Raw genomic sequence first — 15000 nt, forward strand, 5'->3', positions numbered from 1 at the left:
CCGGCAGGGGGCCTCCGTTGTATCTCGGCCCATCTGAAGCGCAATCGTGACGAATCTGCCAACAATTTCAGCGTTGATCCGTCTCCTCCGATTGCTAATCTGGTAAGGCGGTGCCGGAACACCCCCTTTAGCGGATGACGGAAGATCTTATGCAGGCCCTCTTTATCGGACAGACCTACATCGACGTCACGTTCATTACCGACCATCTGCCGACCGGGGACGAGAAACATGTCGCTTCGGATTACGCGGTCTCGTTCGGCGGCAATGCGGTGACGGCAGCATTTTGCTGCGCCAAGCTGGGGATCGTGCCGGACCTGATCGCCACGCTGGCGAATGACTGGCTGGGTCGCATGTTCCAGGACATGTGCGCGAAATACGGCATCTCGATGCATCCGCGGAAGGTCAACTCCTCGTCGCTGTCCTTCATCATGCCGAAGGACGGCAAGCGGGCGATCGTCCGCTGCCGGGACGACGCCCATATCCATCCTTTTCCGCTGCTCAATCTCGGCAATTGCCGCGCCCTGCATGTCGACGGCCATCAGCCGGACGCCGCCATCCATTATGCCAAATTGTGCCGCGAGGCGGGCATCCTGACCTCGCTCGACGGCGGCGGCCTGCGGACCAACACCCATGAGCTGCTGGAATTCATCGACGTCGCCATCGTCGCCGAGCGGCTGTGCGAGCAGATGGACCTGACGCCGGAGAAGATGCTGGATTATCTCAAGAGCCGAGGTTGCCGGGTCGGTGGCATCACGATGGGTGAGAGGGGCCTGCTCTGGTATGACGAGACCAGCGCGGTGCAATCGTTGCCGGCCTATCCGATTCCGCGCGAGCGCGTGATCGACACCAACGGCGCCGGCGACGTGTTCCATGGCGCCTACATCTATTCCTATCTCGCCAATCCCGCCAAAAGCTGGCAGGAGCATTTCGAGTTCGCGCGCGCGGCCTCGACGTTCAAGATCCAGCGCCTCGGCAACGAAGCCGGGCTGCCCGCGCTGGCCGATATCGACGCTGTGAGGCAGGAATTCGAAGTCCGCGTCTAGCCGGACGCAAGGGGGAGTATTGGCATGGGCCGCGTGGTTGTCGCCGGCAGCATCAACATGGATGTGGTGGCGACAGCCGAGCGTCACCCGCGCATCGGCGAGACGGTGGCCGGCCACACGGTGACGTATTTCCCCGGCGGCAAGGGCGCCAATCAGGCGGTGGCGGCTGCCAAGCTCGGTGCACCAACCACATTGATCGGCCGTCTGGGCCGGGATGCGTTCGGTGTGCAGTTGCGCAGCTTTCTCGAGGCGCAAGGGATCGATCTCACCGGCGTAAAGGACAGCGAAACGGCGCAGAGCGGCACGGCGATCATCACGCTCGCCAATACCGAGAACACCATCGTCGTCGTTCCCGGGGCCAATGCCGAGGTCGGTATCGACGATGTAACTGCCGTTGCGCTGGCGACAGGCGACATCGCGGTGAGCCAGTTCGAGATTCCCCGCGCAACGATCGTCGCGTTTTTCCAGCGCGCGCGTGCGGCCGGAGCCACGACGATCCTCAATCCGGCGCCTGCCCGGCCCCTGAGTGCCGACCTGCTCGAACTGGTCGACATCCTCGTGCTGAACGAGACCGAACTCAGCCTGCTTGCCGGCATGAACCTCGGCGAGGATGCCGAGGAGGAGCGTATCGTTCAGGCCACGCAATCGCTGAAGGCCCGTCCGGACCAGACGGTCTGCGTCACCCTGGGAGCTCGTGGCGCCGTCGCGATCACCGGCGAGGAGACGTTCTGGATCGAGGGCCGTCCCGTCACGGCCGTCGACACCACCGGCGCCGGCGACTGCTTCGTCGGCGCGCTCGCGGCCAGGCTGTCCCAGGGTGCGGCGATCGTCGATGCGATGGGCTACGCCAATCTCGCCGCGTCGATCTGCGTGCAGCGGATGGGCGCCGGGCCGTCGATGCCGACCGCGGAGGAGGTGGAAAAGCTGCTCTAGCCGAGCGCGCTCTTGAGGTCGAAATTCAGGTCGGCCGCGTGATCGGGATCGATCGTGCCCCCCGCCGCAAGCAGCTTGCGGCCGAACATGTGGTCACCGGCGCGGTTCACCGATTCGATGCCGACCAGCCTGCCCTCCTTGTAGCAGAAGGCCGAAAACGCCTTCTGTGCGGGATCGCCGCGCAGCACCACCTGATCATAGCCCGTGGTGAGCCCTGCGATCTGCAGCTTGTCGTTGCCCTGGTCGCTCCAGAACCAGGGCTGCCCGTTATAAGGCTTGACATCGCCTGTCAGCCGCGCCGCCACGCAGCGTGCATGATCGGTGGCGTTCTGCACCGATTCCAGCCGCAACGTGCCGCCGAAGCGCGGGCTGACAAACAGCGCGCAATCGCCGATCGCGGAGATGTGCGGATCAGACGTCAGCAGATATTCGTCGACGACGATTCCGGATGCGACCGGCAGCCCGGCCTCGGCGGCAAGTTCGACATTTGGCAGCACGCCGACCCCGACCACCACGAGATCGGCCGGGATATGCCGGCCATCGCTCAAACTCACGCCCGTCACCCTGGCTCCGTCGGCCTCGATGCTGGTGGCCTGCACGCCGAGATGGATGCGCACGCCGGCATCGGCATGCTGCTTCTGGAAATAATCGGAGATCTCGGCCGTCACCGCCCGCGCCATCACGCGGGCACCGAGTTCGAGCACATCGACATCGAGGCCCTTGATGCGCGCGGTGGCTGCGAATTCCAGTCCGATGAAGCCCGCTCCGATCACGACCACCCGCTTGGCGTTGGCAAGCAGGCTCCGCAACGCCTCGCTGTCGTCGAGGATGCGCAGGTAGCGCACGTCGGAGAGATTGGCGTTCGGAAGATCAAGCAACCGGTTGCGCGCGCCGGTGGCAAACACAAGGTGGCCGTAGTCGAGCGTGGCGCCGGAGGCGAGCAGCACCTTGCGGGCGTCACGCTGGACAGTCACCGCGCGGTCATAGACCAGGTCGATGTTCTGGTCGGCATAGAACTTCAACGGCCGGAACATCAGTGTCTCCGGCCCGCCTGTGCCTTTCAGATAGGCCTTGGAGAGCGGCGGCCGCTGGTATGGCAGATGCGCCTCGTCGTTGATCAGGTGAATCGGATCGGCGAAGCCCGCCTGCCGCAGCGACGTTGCAAGCTGAAAGCCTGCATGTCCCGCGCCCACGATCACCACCGGCCCTTTTGCCACCGCGCCCTGCCCCATCGCACCTACTCGCTACAGCCTCACATGAAGGCCTGTGATCGGCCCTTCGACCAGCCTCAGCCAGAGCCGGGTTGTCGCAAACTTCTCTGGGATTGTCACCGCCCCGGCTCTGCGATTTAAATCGCCGCCAACGATAGATACCTGGGGAGGAATCCGATGCCGGAGCCTGCACAATCCGAGGAGCCCGCGCTCCTGTCGATCGATGGGCCGATCGCCACCATCACGCTCAACCGGCCCGCCGCGTTCAACGCCATCAATCTGGCCATTGCGCAAAGTTTGGAACACCTGGCTCTCCAGATCGAGGCGGACAAGGACATTCGGGTGCTGGTGCTGCGAGGCGAAGGCCGGGCTTTCTGCGCCGGCGGCGACCTGCAGACCATTGGCGCCGCAGCGGAGGCAGATACCATCACGCCCGTCGTCGGCGAGCTGTTGCACCATTATCACGCCTTCATCGCCTGCCTCAGGCGGATGCCCAAGATCGTGCTCGCCAGCGTGCACGGCTCGGCGGCGGGCGCCGGCCTGTCGCTCGCCTTTGCCGCCGATCTCTGCATCGCGGCCGAAGAGGCGCGCTTCACGCCGGCCTATGCCAAGCTCGGCGTCTCGCCCGATGGCGGCGGCACCGTCGGCGTGGTGGCGAGTGTCGGTATCCGCCGCGCGCTGCAGATCTTCCTCGCCGAAGACAGCTTTACGGCCCAGCAGGCTTACGAATGGGGCCTCGTCACCAAGGTGGTGCCGGGCCTCGAACTGATGGCCGCGACGCGGGAGATTGCGCAGCGGCTGGCGCAGAACATGTCGGCGGGGCTGGCCGCGACCAAGGCCCTGATCCGTCGCGCAGCGACGAGCACTGTCGAACAGCAGCTTGACGCCGAGCGCGACGCGATCATCGCCTGCATGCACACGGACGAATTCAAGGCTGCGGTGAAGCGCTTTACCAGCAAAGGGAAGTGAGCCCGATCTCACGCTTTCCCCGTTCGCCGCATGAAGTCGAAATCGCAGCCCTCGTCGGCCTGCAGGATGGTCTCGTGGAACAGATGCGCATAGCCGCGCGAGGCCCAATCCGGCGTTGACGCCGCCGTCAACGCGGCACGGCGCGTTGCAAGCTCGGCGTCGTCGACCTGCAGATCGATGCTGCGCTGTTCGACATCGAGCCGGATCCTGTCTCCCGTCCGAACCAGCGCCAACGGCCCGCCGACAGCGGACTCGGGCGTGATGTGCAGCACGATGGTGCCGAAAGCTGTCCCGCTCATGCGCGCGTCCGAAATCCGCACCATGTCCTTGGTGCCGCCGCGCGCCAGCTTCTTCGGGATCGGCAGATAGCCGGCCTCCGGCATGCCCGGCGCGCCTTTCGGCCCGGCATTGCGCAGCACCAGGACGTCGTCCGCCGAAACGTCGAGGCCGGGATCATCGATCCGCAGCGTCATGTCCTCGATCGACTCGAACACGACGGCGCGTCCGGTATGCTGCAGCAGCCTCTCGCTGGCCGCGGAATGCTTGATCACGGCACCGCGCGGCGCAAGATTGCCGCGTAGCACCGCCAGACCGCCCTCGCGCTTGATCGGATCCTGCCGCGGCCTGATCACATCCTGCCCTGGCACGTCCTCAGCCTTGGCGACGACCTCGCGCAGCGTCTCGCCGGTGACGGTCTTCGCATCGAGGTCGATGAGATTCCCGAGTTGCTTGAGCAGTTTCGGCACCCCGCCCGCATGATGGAAATGCTCCATGTAATGCTCGCCCGACGGCTTGAGATCGACCAGCACCGGCACCTCGCGGCCGAGCCTGTCGAAAGCGTCGAGGTCGATCGTGTGTGGCGTGCGGCCGGCAATCGCCGTCAGGTGAATGAGGCCGTTGGTCGAGCCGCCAATGGCCTGCAATACCACCTGCGCATTCTTGAACGCCGCCGGGGTCAACAGCTCGGTCGGCCGCGGTCCCTTCGCCTTGGCCATCTCGGCTGCAACGCGCCCGCTCGCTTCGGCCGAGCGGAAGCGCTCGGCGTGCGGTGCCGGGATGGTCGCGCTCATCGGCAGGGAGAGACCCAGCGCCTCGGTGATGCAGGCCATGGTGGAAGCCGTCCCCATCACCATACAGGTGCCGACCGATGGCGCGAGCCGGCCATTGACCGCCTCGATCTCCTGATCGTCGATCTCGCCGGCACGATATTTTGCCCACAGCCTGCGACAATCGGTGCAGGCGCCCAGCACCTCACCCTTGTGATGGCCGACTACCATCGGCCCGACCGGAATGACGACAGTCGGCAGATCGGCAGAAACCGCCGCCATGATCTGCGCCGGCAGTGTCTTGTCGCAGCCGCCGATCACGACCACGGCATCCATCGGCTGGGCCCGGATCATCTCCTCGGTTTCAATCGCCATCAGGTTGCGCAGATACATCGAGGTCGGATGCGCAAAGCTTTCCGCGATGGAGATGGTCGGGAACACGAAGGGCATTGCGCCGGACAGCATCACGCCGCGCTTCACCGCCTCTAGGATCTGCGGCACGTTGCCGTGGCAGGGATTGTAGTCGCTATAGGTATTGGTGATGCCCACGATCGGGCGATCCAGTGCATCGTCCGAATAGCCCATCGCCTTGATGAAGGCCTTGCGCAGGAACAGCGAAAATCCGGCGTCGCCGTAAGCGGTCAATCCCTTCCGCAATCCGTCGGTCATGCTTGGTCTCTTTTTGTTTTCTGTTTGAACCGTTATTCCGGGGGCAACCGCGCCACCGGATGAAACCGGGATCTGGAGCTTGTCTTTCGTGGCTCCCATATCGAGATTCCGGGTTCACGTCCTTCGGACGTGCCCTGGAATGACATTGCAATTGTTACCCCCAGTCGATCATCCCGCTTGTGTCCCCGTCGAATTCGACGCTGCAGAACGAACCGCCCTGGTAGTAGTCGGCGATCGGATCGGCGGGCAGCTTGGCCTGTTCGGCAAACGCGTGCTCGCGAAAATCCTCCGCGCGCCCGGTCGGCCGGTAGCCAAGATCATAGGCACGCTGATTGTCCCACCAAGCGCGTTCGTTGAGCGAGGCGCCATAGAGAACCTCGAAATGAATGTCCGGGTGTTCGAGCCCGATCCGGCAGAGCTGCACCAGGTCTTCCGGCTTCAGCCAGATCGAAAGCCTGCGCCGATCGAGCGGTCTTTCGCCGAAATTGCCGATACGGATGCAGGTCACCTTGAGACCATGCTTGTCGGCATAAAGCGACCCGACCGCCTCGCCGAAAACCTTGCTGACGCCGTAACGGCCATCAGGACGCGGCTGGACATCGTTGTCGATCTTGCGATGTCGCGGATAGAATCCAACGGCGTGGTTGGACGAGGCAAAGACCACCCGCTTCACGCCCTTTTTGCGGGCGGCCTCGAACAGGTTGTAGCCGCCGACGATGTTGGCCTGCAGGATATCGTTCCAAGGGCCTTCGACCGAGTAGCCGCCGAAATGCAGGATGCCGTCGATCCCTTCGCACAGCGCCTCGACCTGCGCGAGATCGGCCAGATTGGCTGCCTTGAACGTCTCCTGGCTGGACAGATCGGCCGGCGGCTTCAAATCGCTGAGCAGAAGGTCCGGATAGATCGGCGGCAGCAGCTTGCGCAGCGATGTGCCGATTCCCCCGCTCGCGCCGGTCATTAAGATGCGTGGCATTTCGTCCCTCGTATTCGCTTCGCTCGTGGTTGGATTCCAACCACTCGTTTGCGGTCATTGCACAAGAATGATAGCAGACATTCAGTGAGGGAACGCAACAACGAGATCAGCAAATGTCCGATGCGAATGCTCCGTCCCAAGGCTGGCACCCGGCGACCTATTATCCCGATCCGGCAATCCAGGCGCTCGATCCGCGGTTCGAGACGTACTGGCTGAAACTCTCGGCGGTGGAACGCCTCGCCACCGGCCTGCGCTGGGCCGAAGGGCCGGTATGGTTCGGCGACGGCCGTTATCTCCTGTGCAGCGACATCCCCAACCAGCGCATCCTCAAATGGGAGGAGGAAACCGGCGCGGTCAGCATCTTCCGCAAGCCATCGAACTTTGCCAATGGCAACACCCGCGACCGTCAGGGCCGGCTCGTCACCTGCGAGCATGGCGGGCGGCGCGTCGTGCGCACCGAGTATGACGGTTCCATCACGGTGCTGATCGACTCCTTCGACGGCAAGCGGCTGAACTCTCCCAACGACGTCGTGGTGAAATCCGACGGCTCGGTCTGGTTCACTGATCCAACCTTCGGCCTGCTCGGAAATTACGAGGGCTACAAGGCCGAGTCCGAGATCGACGCCAATGTCTATCGCATCGACGGTGCAACCGGCAGAGCCAGCATCGTCGCCGAAGGCGTGCTGGGGCCGAATGGGCTGTGCTTCTCGCCCGACGAAAAGATCCTCTACGTCGTCGAGTCCCGCGGGGAACCCAATCGCAAGATCCTGGCCTATGACGTCTCGCCCGATGGCGCGACGCTCCGCAACAAGCGCGTCCACATCGACGCCGGGCCCGGTACGCCGGACGGCATGCGCTGCGACGTCGACGGCAATCTCTGGTGCGGCTGGGGCATGGGCAAGCCCGAGCTCGACGGCGTCATGGTGTTTGCGCCCGACGGCGCCCCAATCGGCCGGATCGCGCTGCCGGAGCGCTGCGCCAACGTCTGCTTCGGCGGCCTCAAGCGCAACCGGCTGTTCATGGCGGCGAGCCAGTCGATCTACGCGCTCTACGTGAATACGCAGGGTGCGCTGGGCGGATAGCTTGGCCATCGTAGGGTGGGGCAAAGGCACGCAGTGCCGTGCCCACCATCTCTCTTCGCGACGTGAAGGGTGGGCACGCTCTCGCTTTGCCCACCCTACGCCTCTTCACTCGCAGTTAAGCCGCGTTGTAGCCCGCGACCGCCTTGACCTCGAGATATTCCTCCAGACCGAACTTGCCCCATTCGCGGCCGTTGCCGGACTGCTTGTAGCCGCCGAATGGCGCGGTGCGATCGTTCGGCACGCCCTGAAGATTGACGTTGCCGGCGCGGATCTTGCGGCCGATCTCGCGGGCCTTCTCGATCGTCCCGGCCGAGACATAGCCGGCGAGACCATAGGGCGTATCGTTGGCGATCCGCACCGCATCCGCCTCGTCCTGCGCGCCGATGATCACGAGCACCGGTCCGAAGATCTCCTCGCGGGAGATGGTCATCTCTGGCTTGACGTCGGCAAAGATGGTCGGGCGCACGTAGTAGCCCTTGTTTACGCCCTCCGGCAGACCGGGACCGCCGGCTACCAGGGTCGCGCCCTCCTCGATGCCCTTGTTGATCAGGGCCTGGATCTTCTCCCACTGGCCGCGATTGACCACCGGACCGATCGTGGTGCCTTCGCCGCGCGGATCACCAGCCTTGGTCTTGTCGGCTGCGGCTTTCGCGATCGCGGACACTTCCTTCATCTTCGACAGCGGCACGATCATCCGCGAGGGCGCGTTGCAGGACTGCCCGGAATTGTTGAACATGTGCATGACGCCACCGGTCACCGCCTTCGTCAGATCGGCGCCCTCGAGGATGATGTTCGGCGACTTGCCGCCTAGCTCCTGGCTGACACGCTTAACGGTTGGTGCGGCACGCTTGGCGACATCGATGCCGGCCCGGGTCGAGCCGGTAAACGAGATCATGTCGATGTCGGGATGCTCGCTCATCGCAGCACCGACCTCCGGGCCGAGGCCGTTGACCAGGTTGAACACTCCCTTCGGCACGCCGGCCTCGTGAATGATCTCGGCAAGGATCAGCGCCGATGTCGGGGTGAACTCCGACGGCTTCAAGATCATGGTGCAGCCTGCCGCCAGCGCCGGCGCAACCTTGCAGGCGATCTGGTTCATCGGCCAATTCCAGGGCGTGATCATGCCGACCACGCCGACTGGCTCGCGCAGGAGGGTCGCGGAGCCACAGGGCTCCTCGAAGTGATAGTTCTTCAGGATTTCCAGCGTGGTCATGAAATGGCCGAGGCCGGCACCGGACTGCAGCTTCTCCGCCATCGGCAGCGGTGCGCCCATCTCGTCGGAGATCGCAGCGCCGATCTCCTTCATGCGGCTCTTGTAGATCGCGACGATCTTCTCGAGCAGCGCGACGCGCTCCTCGCGCGAGGTCTGGGAATAGGTTTCGAACGCACGCTTGGCGGCGGCGACGGCCTTGTCGACATCGGCTTTGGAGCCGAGCGCAACCTCATACATCGCCTCCTCGGTCGCAGGATTGACCACAGGAGTGGATTTCTTGACGACCGGATCGACCCAGGCGCCGTCGATGTAGAATTGCATGCGGTTGACCATCGGAAAACCTCTTCAAATCGGGAGAGCAAATGGAGGGGGCGTTTCGTGCCAGCATCCTTGCACGAATGCCTTTTTGGATGAACCCGCCATATGCGGGCCAGCGTTGCGGCTGGCGAGGATATAAGGGTGCGAGCGTGACGCTGGCAAGGCGGCAACCACGTACTCGCCGTCATCCCGGCGAAAGCCGGGATCCATCCCGCGGAATGCTTATGTTTGGCCCGCTGCCCGTAATCCCTTAACTGCTAATCAACAATTTCTCCCTGTGGTTATGGGCCCTGCTTTCGCAGGGGCGACAGCCGCATGCGACTGGCGTATGTGTTGAACGAAGTTTTGATCACACCGCCATTTTGCGATGCAGCACGGGCGCACCGGTGAGGCTTTCGGCCGCATCGATGATCGCGTTGGCGTCGATGCCGTTGAAACGATAGAGGTCGTCGATCGTACCGGTCTGGCCGAAGCGTTCGACGCCGAGCGCTTCGACGCGATGGCCGCGCACGCTGCCGAGCCAGCCGAGCGTCGCCGGATGGCCGTCGATCACCGTGACGATGCCGCAGTCGCGCGGCAGCGGCGCGAGCAGCTTTTCGATATGGCTCAAATGCTGCACACCGCGGCGGGCGCGCCGAATATTCCGCGCGGCGGTCCATCCGGCGTGCAGGCGGTCGGCCGACGTGATCGCGAGCAGGCCGACATCGCGCCGGCTCTCGCCGATCAGGCCGGTCGCCTCGATCGCCTCCGGTCCGACCGCACCGGTATAGGCGACGATCACCTCCGCATTGGGACCCGGCTTACGCAGCCAATAGGCGCCCTCCGTGATGCCGGTCTCCAACTCCGGGGTCATGATCCGCTGCGGCTGCTCGATGCTTCGCGTCGACAGCCGCAAGTAAACCGAGCCGCCCTCGCCCGCCTCGCGCTGCATATGGGCAAAACCCCATTTCATGATGGCGGCGAGTTCGTCGACAAAGGCCGGCTCGAACGACGAAAGGCCATCCTGCGCGATGCCGATCAATGGGGTAGCGATCGACTGATGCGCGCCGCCTTCCGGCGCCAGCGTGACTCCCGACGGTGTCGCCGCTACCATGAAGCGCGCATCCTGGTAGCAGGCGTAGTTCAGTGCATCGAGGCCGCGCTCGATGAAGGGATCGTAGAGAGTGGCGACCGGCAACAGCCGCGCCCCATTGATCGCATGCGAGAGGCCGAGCGCGGAGGCCAGGATGAACAGGTTCATCTCGGCAATGCCGAGCTCGATATGCTGGCCTTTCGGCGAGGCAGCCCAGTTATAGGTCGACGGGATCTTCTCGCTGCGAAACAGGTCCGCCTTCTCGGCACGCGCGAACAGGCCGCGGCGGTTGACCCAGGCGCCGAGATTGGTCGAGACAGTCACGTCGGGCGAGGCGGTGACGATGCGCGAGGCCAGCGGCGTGTCGCCACGGGCGAGATCGTTGAGGATCAGGCCAAAGCCCTGCTGGGTCGACATCTGCGCCGACGCCGTGAACGTCAATCGCTCCGGCACGTCGAACACGGCATCGCTCAGCCGCCGCTCGCCGCGATTGAACGGCACGCTTGCGAGAAAGGCTTCGAGCTGTGCCGGATCCTGCGGTACCCCCTCGAATTTATCCCACTCGTGGCCCGGCCGGATGTCCTGCTTGCTGCGCCATGTCTCCATCTGCGCCACTGTCATCAGCCCGGCGTGATTGTCCTTGTGGCCCTGGAACGGCAGGCCGACGCCCTTGATGGTGTAGGCGATGAAGCAGACCGGGCGGTCGTGGTCGATGGCTTCGAATGCCTCCAGCATGCTCGCCATGTCGTGGCCGCCGAGGTTGGACATCAGCGCCAGCAACTCGTCGTCGCCGCGCTTGTTGATCAGGCGAGAAACGTCGCCCTGATCGCCGATGTCGTCCAAAAGATGCTTGCGAAACGCCGCGCCGCCCTGGAAGCACAGCGCCGCATAGAGCGCGTTCGGGCAATTATCGATCCAGCGCCGCAACGCTTCACCGCCGGGCTCAGCGAAGGCCTCGCGCATCAGGCGTCCATATTTGACGATCACCACGTCCCAACCGAAATTGCGGAACATGGTCTCGAACTTCTCCCACAAACCTTCGCGCACCACCGCGTCGAGACTCTGCCGGTTGTAGTCGACGATCCACCAGGTGTTGCGCAGGCCATGCTTCCAGCCCTCCGCCAGGGCCTCGAAGATGTTGCCCTCGTCCATCTCGGCGTCGCCGACCAGCGCGATCATGCGGCCCTCGCGGCGGTCCTTCATCCAGCCATGCGCGCTGACGTAGTCCTGCACCAGCGAGGAGAACAAAGTCTGCGCGACGCCGAGGCCGACCGAGCCGGTCGAGAAGTCGACGTCATCGGTGTCCTTGGTGCGTGATGGATAAGACTGCGCGCCCTTGAAGCCGCGGAAATTCTCCAGCTTCTCGCGGCTCTGCCGGCCGAACAGATATTGAATGGCGTGGAACACCGGGCTGGCATGCGGCTTCACCGCGACGCGATCCTCGGGCCGCAGCACCGCGAAATACAACGCCGACATGATGGTCGCGAGCGAGGCCGACGAGGCCTGATGGCCGCCGACCTTCAGCCCGTCCACATTGGGACGGATGTGGTTGGCGTGGTGGATGGTCCAGGACGACAGCCACAGCACTTTGCGGGCCAGCGCATTCAAAAGGTCGAGACGTTCGGACCGCGCAGACGACGTCGCCATGGTGCTCCTCCCCGGAGGCTTTCGGATTCGAGCATGTTAATCCCGGCGGCACGGCCATTATTCTCAATTTCTTGCGCTTCGACCCTGATTTTTGGTACAGTTTTCCAATGTAACCCGCGCATCTCGGATTTTGTTCCAATGCCTGACCTCGACGCCATCGACCGGAAAATCCTCGGCATTCTGCAGGCCGACGGCCGCATCACCATGCAGGAGCTCGCCGGCAAGGTCGGGCTGTCGGTGTCGCCCTGCCACCGGCGGGTGAAGCTGTTGGAGGAGCGCGGCGTGATCACCAACTACATCGCCACCGTGGACCAGAAGGCGTTGGGGCTGCACGTTTCCGTCTTCATCTCGATCAAGCTCGCGCGGCAGAAGGAGGAAGACCTCGCGCGTTTCGAGCGGGCGATCTCGAAATGGCCGGAAGTGCTGGAGTGCTATCTGATGACGGGCAATCGCGACTATCTGCTGCGTGTCGTGGCGGCTGATCTCTCGTCCTATGAAGCCTTTCTGAAAACCAAGCTGACCAAGCTCGACGGCATCGCCTCGATCGAGAGCAGCTTCGCATTGAGCCAGGTGAAGTACTCGATCGCGCTGCCGGTCTGAGCAGGTGCCGGCCACGATCTCCGCTGTCGTCATTGCGAGGAGCGCAAGCGACGAAGCAATCCAGTCCAGCCGCTGTGCAACACTCCGGCTTGCTTCGCTTCGCTCGCAATGACGGCGTCGAGACATACGTTTTCATTCCCGCGGCGCATTTGCGTCCGAGCTTTGCAAGTTCGTTTGTCCCTCCCTCATAAGAGAGGGCACAGGGAAGGCCGGGAGCTCGCCGCTCCCATGGCCCGCCTGCAGAAAAAAAAGCAGGCGGCAGTCACCACAGGTTCGGCCAAGACATCCCGGCCTTCCCTGCGCGATAGTTTTAACGGCTGCTTCGCGTTCTCCCCGGTGCGCCGGGCTTTCTGGCCACCGTGCGCGACAACGCGCTTGCGCGCGTTGCGCGGGATACTAGCGTCGGAGTATCAGGACCGCGCGACTTGACCGTCCGCATCAGGCGCGCTCGTCATTCCGCACCATCCGCGTCTACCGCTCCCCGCCGCTACGTTTCGTGACGATTGGCCGAAACGCCCTCTTCGTCGCGAGCAGGATGACCGAGATGATCGTTGTGATTTGCCCGACACGGCAAGGCCGCAGCTATGCGGCAAACTGGCACGACGGGCAAATTGTGCATGCGCCTATGCACCGTCGACGTAGGCTTGGCCCGCTCACGCAGCCAGCACCCGGATCACCAAGATCCGACGGGAGCGACCATGGGGAGCGCGGCACTGACAATGTGCCCGCCGGCTCCGTCGCGTCGGCGCATTGATCTGGATCAAAAATCGATGACCGTTTGATCCAGATCAACCCGCCGCAGGCCGACCGCAGCAAGGCCCCGGGATGTTCATAATGGCCATCCAAAACGGCCACATCTTCCTACTAGCTTCACAGTTGAGTGTGCGCGGCCATCAGCCGCAGGCTATCGGTGTCGGATCCGTCGCGCGCTCTTGATGTCAAACCCCGCGCCTGGACAGCAATGCAGAACAACAGCGCCCGTCAGTCAGCCAAATTCGAGTCTCCGCGGCAGCGCCGAGGATCATTCTCACAGGCCAACATGGCCGTGCGCGTCGCACCCACGAGATATTGCCCGAAATCAGCTTCCAGCAGTCGCACGGTAAGCCCCAAGAGCCGGCGCGTCTGGGTCGCGCTTCAATCCGTCATGTTCACCGTGGGCGTGGTCCTGGTCGGCTTGCTACTGTTCTGGCCGGCCGCGGGCATCGCGCTGATGTGGAATTTCCTGATCCCCATCGCGCCGGCGCTGGTGACGATCTCGCCCGGCCTGTGGCGCAATGTCTGCCCGATGGCGACGATGCACATGCTGCCGCAGAAGCTCGGCATCTCGCGCAACATCAGGATGCCCGAATGGGGTGCGGCCGGGCTCGGCCTGATCAGCGTCATCCTGCTGTTCGTCGTCGTCCCCATGCGGCGCATCGGCTTGAACGTGGACGGCCCGCTGACGGCGATCATGCTGCTATCCGCGGCGGTCATCGCCTTCACGATGGGATCGCTGTTCGAGATGCGATCCGGCTGGTGCACCTCGCTATGCCCCATCCACCCGGTGGAGCGGCTGTACGGCACCAACCCCGCGCTCACCTTCAAGAATGCGCGCTGCAATCTGTGCGAGGGATGCAGCAATCCGTGCCCGGATTCGACGCCCGAATTGTCGCCGACCGTGACCAGCGGCAACAGGCTCCAGCAATTCCTCGGGAATTTCCTGGTCGGGAGCTTTCCCGGCTTCGTCTGGGGCTGGTACCAGGTCAGGGATTATGCCCCGGACGAGGTGGACAACCACGCGGTCATGATCACCTACGCCTGGCCGCTGATTGCGTGCGTCGTGACCTATCTCGTCTTCAAGTGCTGCGAGTACGTCCTGCGCCACAAGCCCGACGCGCGCGCCACCCTGCACCGCATTTTCGCGGCCGCCGCGGTCAGCACCTATTATTGGTACCGTCTCCCCGGCCCGGCCTCTCTGCTGCCGGACTGGTTTCCGCTCGTCTCACATCTAGTGACCACGCCGTTCTTCTTCTGGTTCATCGTGCTCCGCGCGCCCAAGGTGAGCTGGTTGAAGCGCCCGGTGATGGCGTCGACCTACTGGTCCGGCCGGTTCGAGACGACGGCGAACAAGAATCTCATTCGTGTAGCACCAGGCAAAGCGTGACGTCTCGCGCGAGGTCGCGTGATCCGGGGCCGCGGCAGGCACGCCCCAGACCACGCCGTGTCCTTGCGCCCGATTTGAGGA

General features: G+C 63.8%; 11 protein-coding genes. 6 read left to right on the forward strand and 5 right to left on the reverse strand.

All coding sequences use genetic code 11. From position 1 onward, the window contains the following. Positions 1-149: 149 nt before the first annotated feature. Positions 150-1043, forward strand: coding sequence for a sugar kinase (locus QXZ85_RS00580; protein ID WP_315706321.1), 894 nt, complete (start codon positions 150-152; stop codon positions 1041-1043). Between the two features lie 24 nt (positions 1044-1067). Further along, positions 1068-1976 carry a ribokinase gene (gene rbsK / locus QXZ85_RS00585; RefSeq protein WP_315741555.1) on the forward strand — a complete coding sequence of 303 codons (909 nt, stop codon included), beginning with the start codon at positions 1068-1070 and terminating at the stop codon, positions 1974-1976. Here rbsK and QXZ85_RS00590 read toward each other — a convergent pair. Continuing rightward, positions 1973-3208 carry an NAD(P)/FAD-dependent oxidoreductase gene (locus QXZ85_RS00590; RefSeq protein ID WP_315769235.1) on the reverse strand — a complete coding sequence of 412 codons (1236 nt, stop codon included), beginning with the start codon at positions 3206-3208 and terminating at the stop codon, positions 1973-1975. The genes rbsK and QXZ85_RS00590 overlap by 4 nt on opposite strands. Before the next feature lie 156 nt (positions 3209-3364). On the opposite strand from QXZ85_RS00590, the gene QXZ85_RS00595 reads away from it, so the two are divergent. Beyond that, positions 3365-4156, forward strand: coding sequence for an enoyl-CoA hydratase/isomerase family protein (locus QXZ85_RS00595; protein ID WP_315706324.1), 792 nt, complete (start codon positions 3365-3367; stop codon positions 4154-4156). Positions 4157-4164: 8 nt separating this feature from the next. On the opposite strand, the gene QXZ85_RS00600 is transcribed toward QXZ85_RS00595, so the two are convergent. Together QXZ85_RS00600 and QXZ85_RS00605 are read right to left on the reverse strand one after the other, a co-directional pair. Next, entirely contained in the window at positions 4165-5871 is a 1707-nt protein-coding gene (locus tag QXZ85_RS00600; protein WP_315706325.1) for an IlvD/Edd family dehydratase, read from the reverse strand. 154 nt (positions 5872-6025) lie between these two features. Further along, entirely contained in the window at positions 6026-6844 is an 819-nt protein-coding gene (locus QXZ85_RS00605; protein ID WP_315706326.1) for an NAD(P)-dependent oxidoreductase, read from the reverse strand. A 113-nt stretch (positions 6845-6957) separates the two neighbouring features. Here QXZ85_RS00605 and QXZ85_RS00610 point away from each other — a divergent pair, with 113 nt between their 5' ends. Continuing rightward, a complete protein-coding gene (locus QXZ85_RS00610; RefSeq protein WP_315706327.1) occupies positions 6958-7926 on the forward strand; it encodes an SMP-30/gluconolactonase/LRE family protein in 969 nt (322 codons plus the stop codon). A gap of 115 nt (positions 7927-8041) precedes the next feature. Here QXZ85_RS00610 and QXZ85_RS00615 read toward each other — a convergent pair whose 3' ends face one another. Both QXZ85_RS00615 and QXZ85_RS00620 read right to left on the reverse strand, forming a co-directional pair. Further along, positions 8042-9472 (reverse strand): aldehyde dehydrogenase family protein, encoded by a 1431-nt coding sequence (locus QXZ85_RS00615; RefSeq protein WP_315706328.1) that lies wholly within the window; start codon positions 9470-9472, stop codon positions 8042-8044. A gap of 334 nt (positions 9473-9806) precedes the next feature. Then, the gene (locus tag QXZ85_RS00620) at positions 9807-12176 is read right to left on the reverse strand and encodes a transketolase (protein ID WP_315706329.1); all 2370 of its coding nucleotides are present in this window, start codon (positions 12174-12176) and stop codon (positions 9807-9809) included. Between the two features lie 138 nt (positions 12177-12314). On the opposite strand from QXZ85_RS00620, the gene QXZ85_RS00625 reads away from it, so the two are divergent. Both QXZ85_RS00625 and QXZ85_RS00630 read left to right on the forward strand, forming a co-directional pair. Continuing rightward, positions 12315-12776 (forward strand): Lrp/AsnC family transcriptional regulator, encoded by a 462-nt coding sequence (locus tag QXZ85_RS00625; RefSeq protein ID WP_315706330.1) that lies wholly within the window; start codon positions 12315-12317, stop codon positions 12774-12776. A gap of 1039 nt (positions 12777-13815) precedes the next feature. Next, positions 13816-14919, forward strand: a complete 1104-nt coding sequence (locus QXZ85_RS00630; RefSeq protein WP_315729757.1) for a ferredoxin — start codon at positions 13816-13818, stop codon at positions 14917-14919. The last annotated feature ends 81 nt before the right edge of the window (positions 14920-15000 follow it).

The organism is Bradyrhizobium sp. SZCCHNGR1005 (assembly GCF_032489995.1).
Classification (GTDB): Bacteria; Pseudomonadota; Alphaproteobacteria; order Rhizobiales; family Xanthobacteraceae; genus Bradyrhizobium.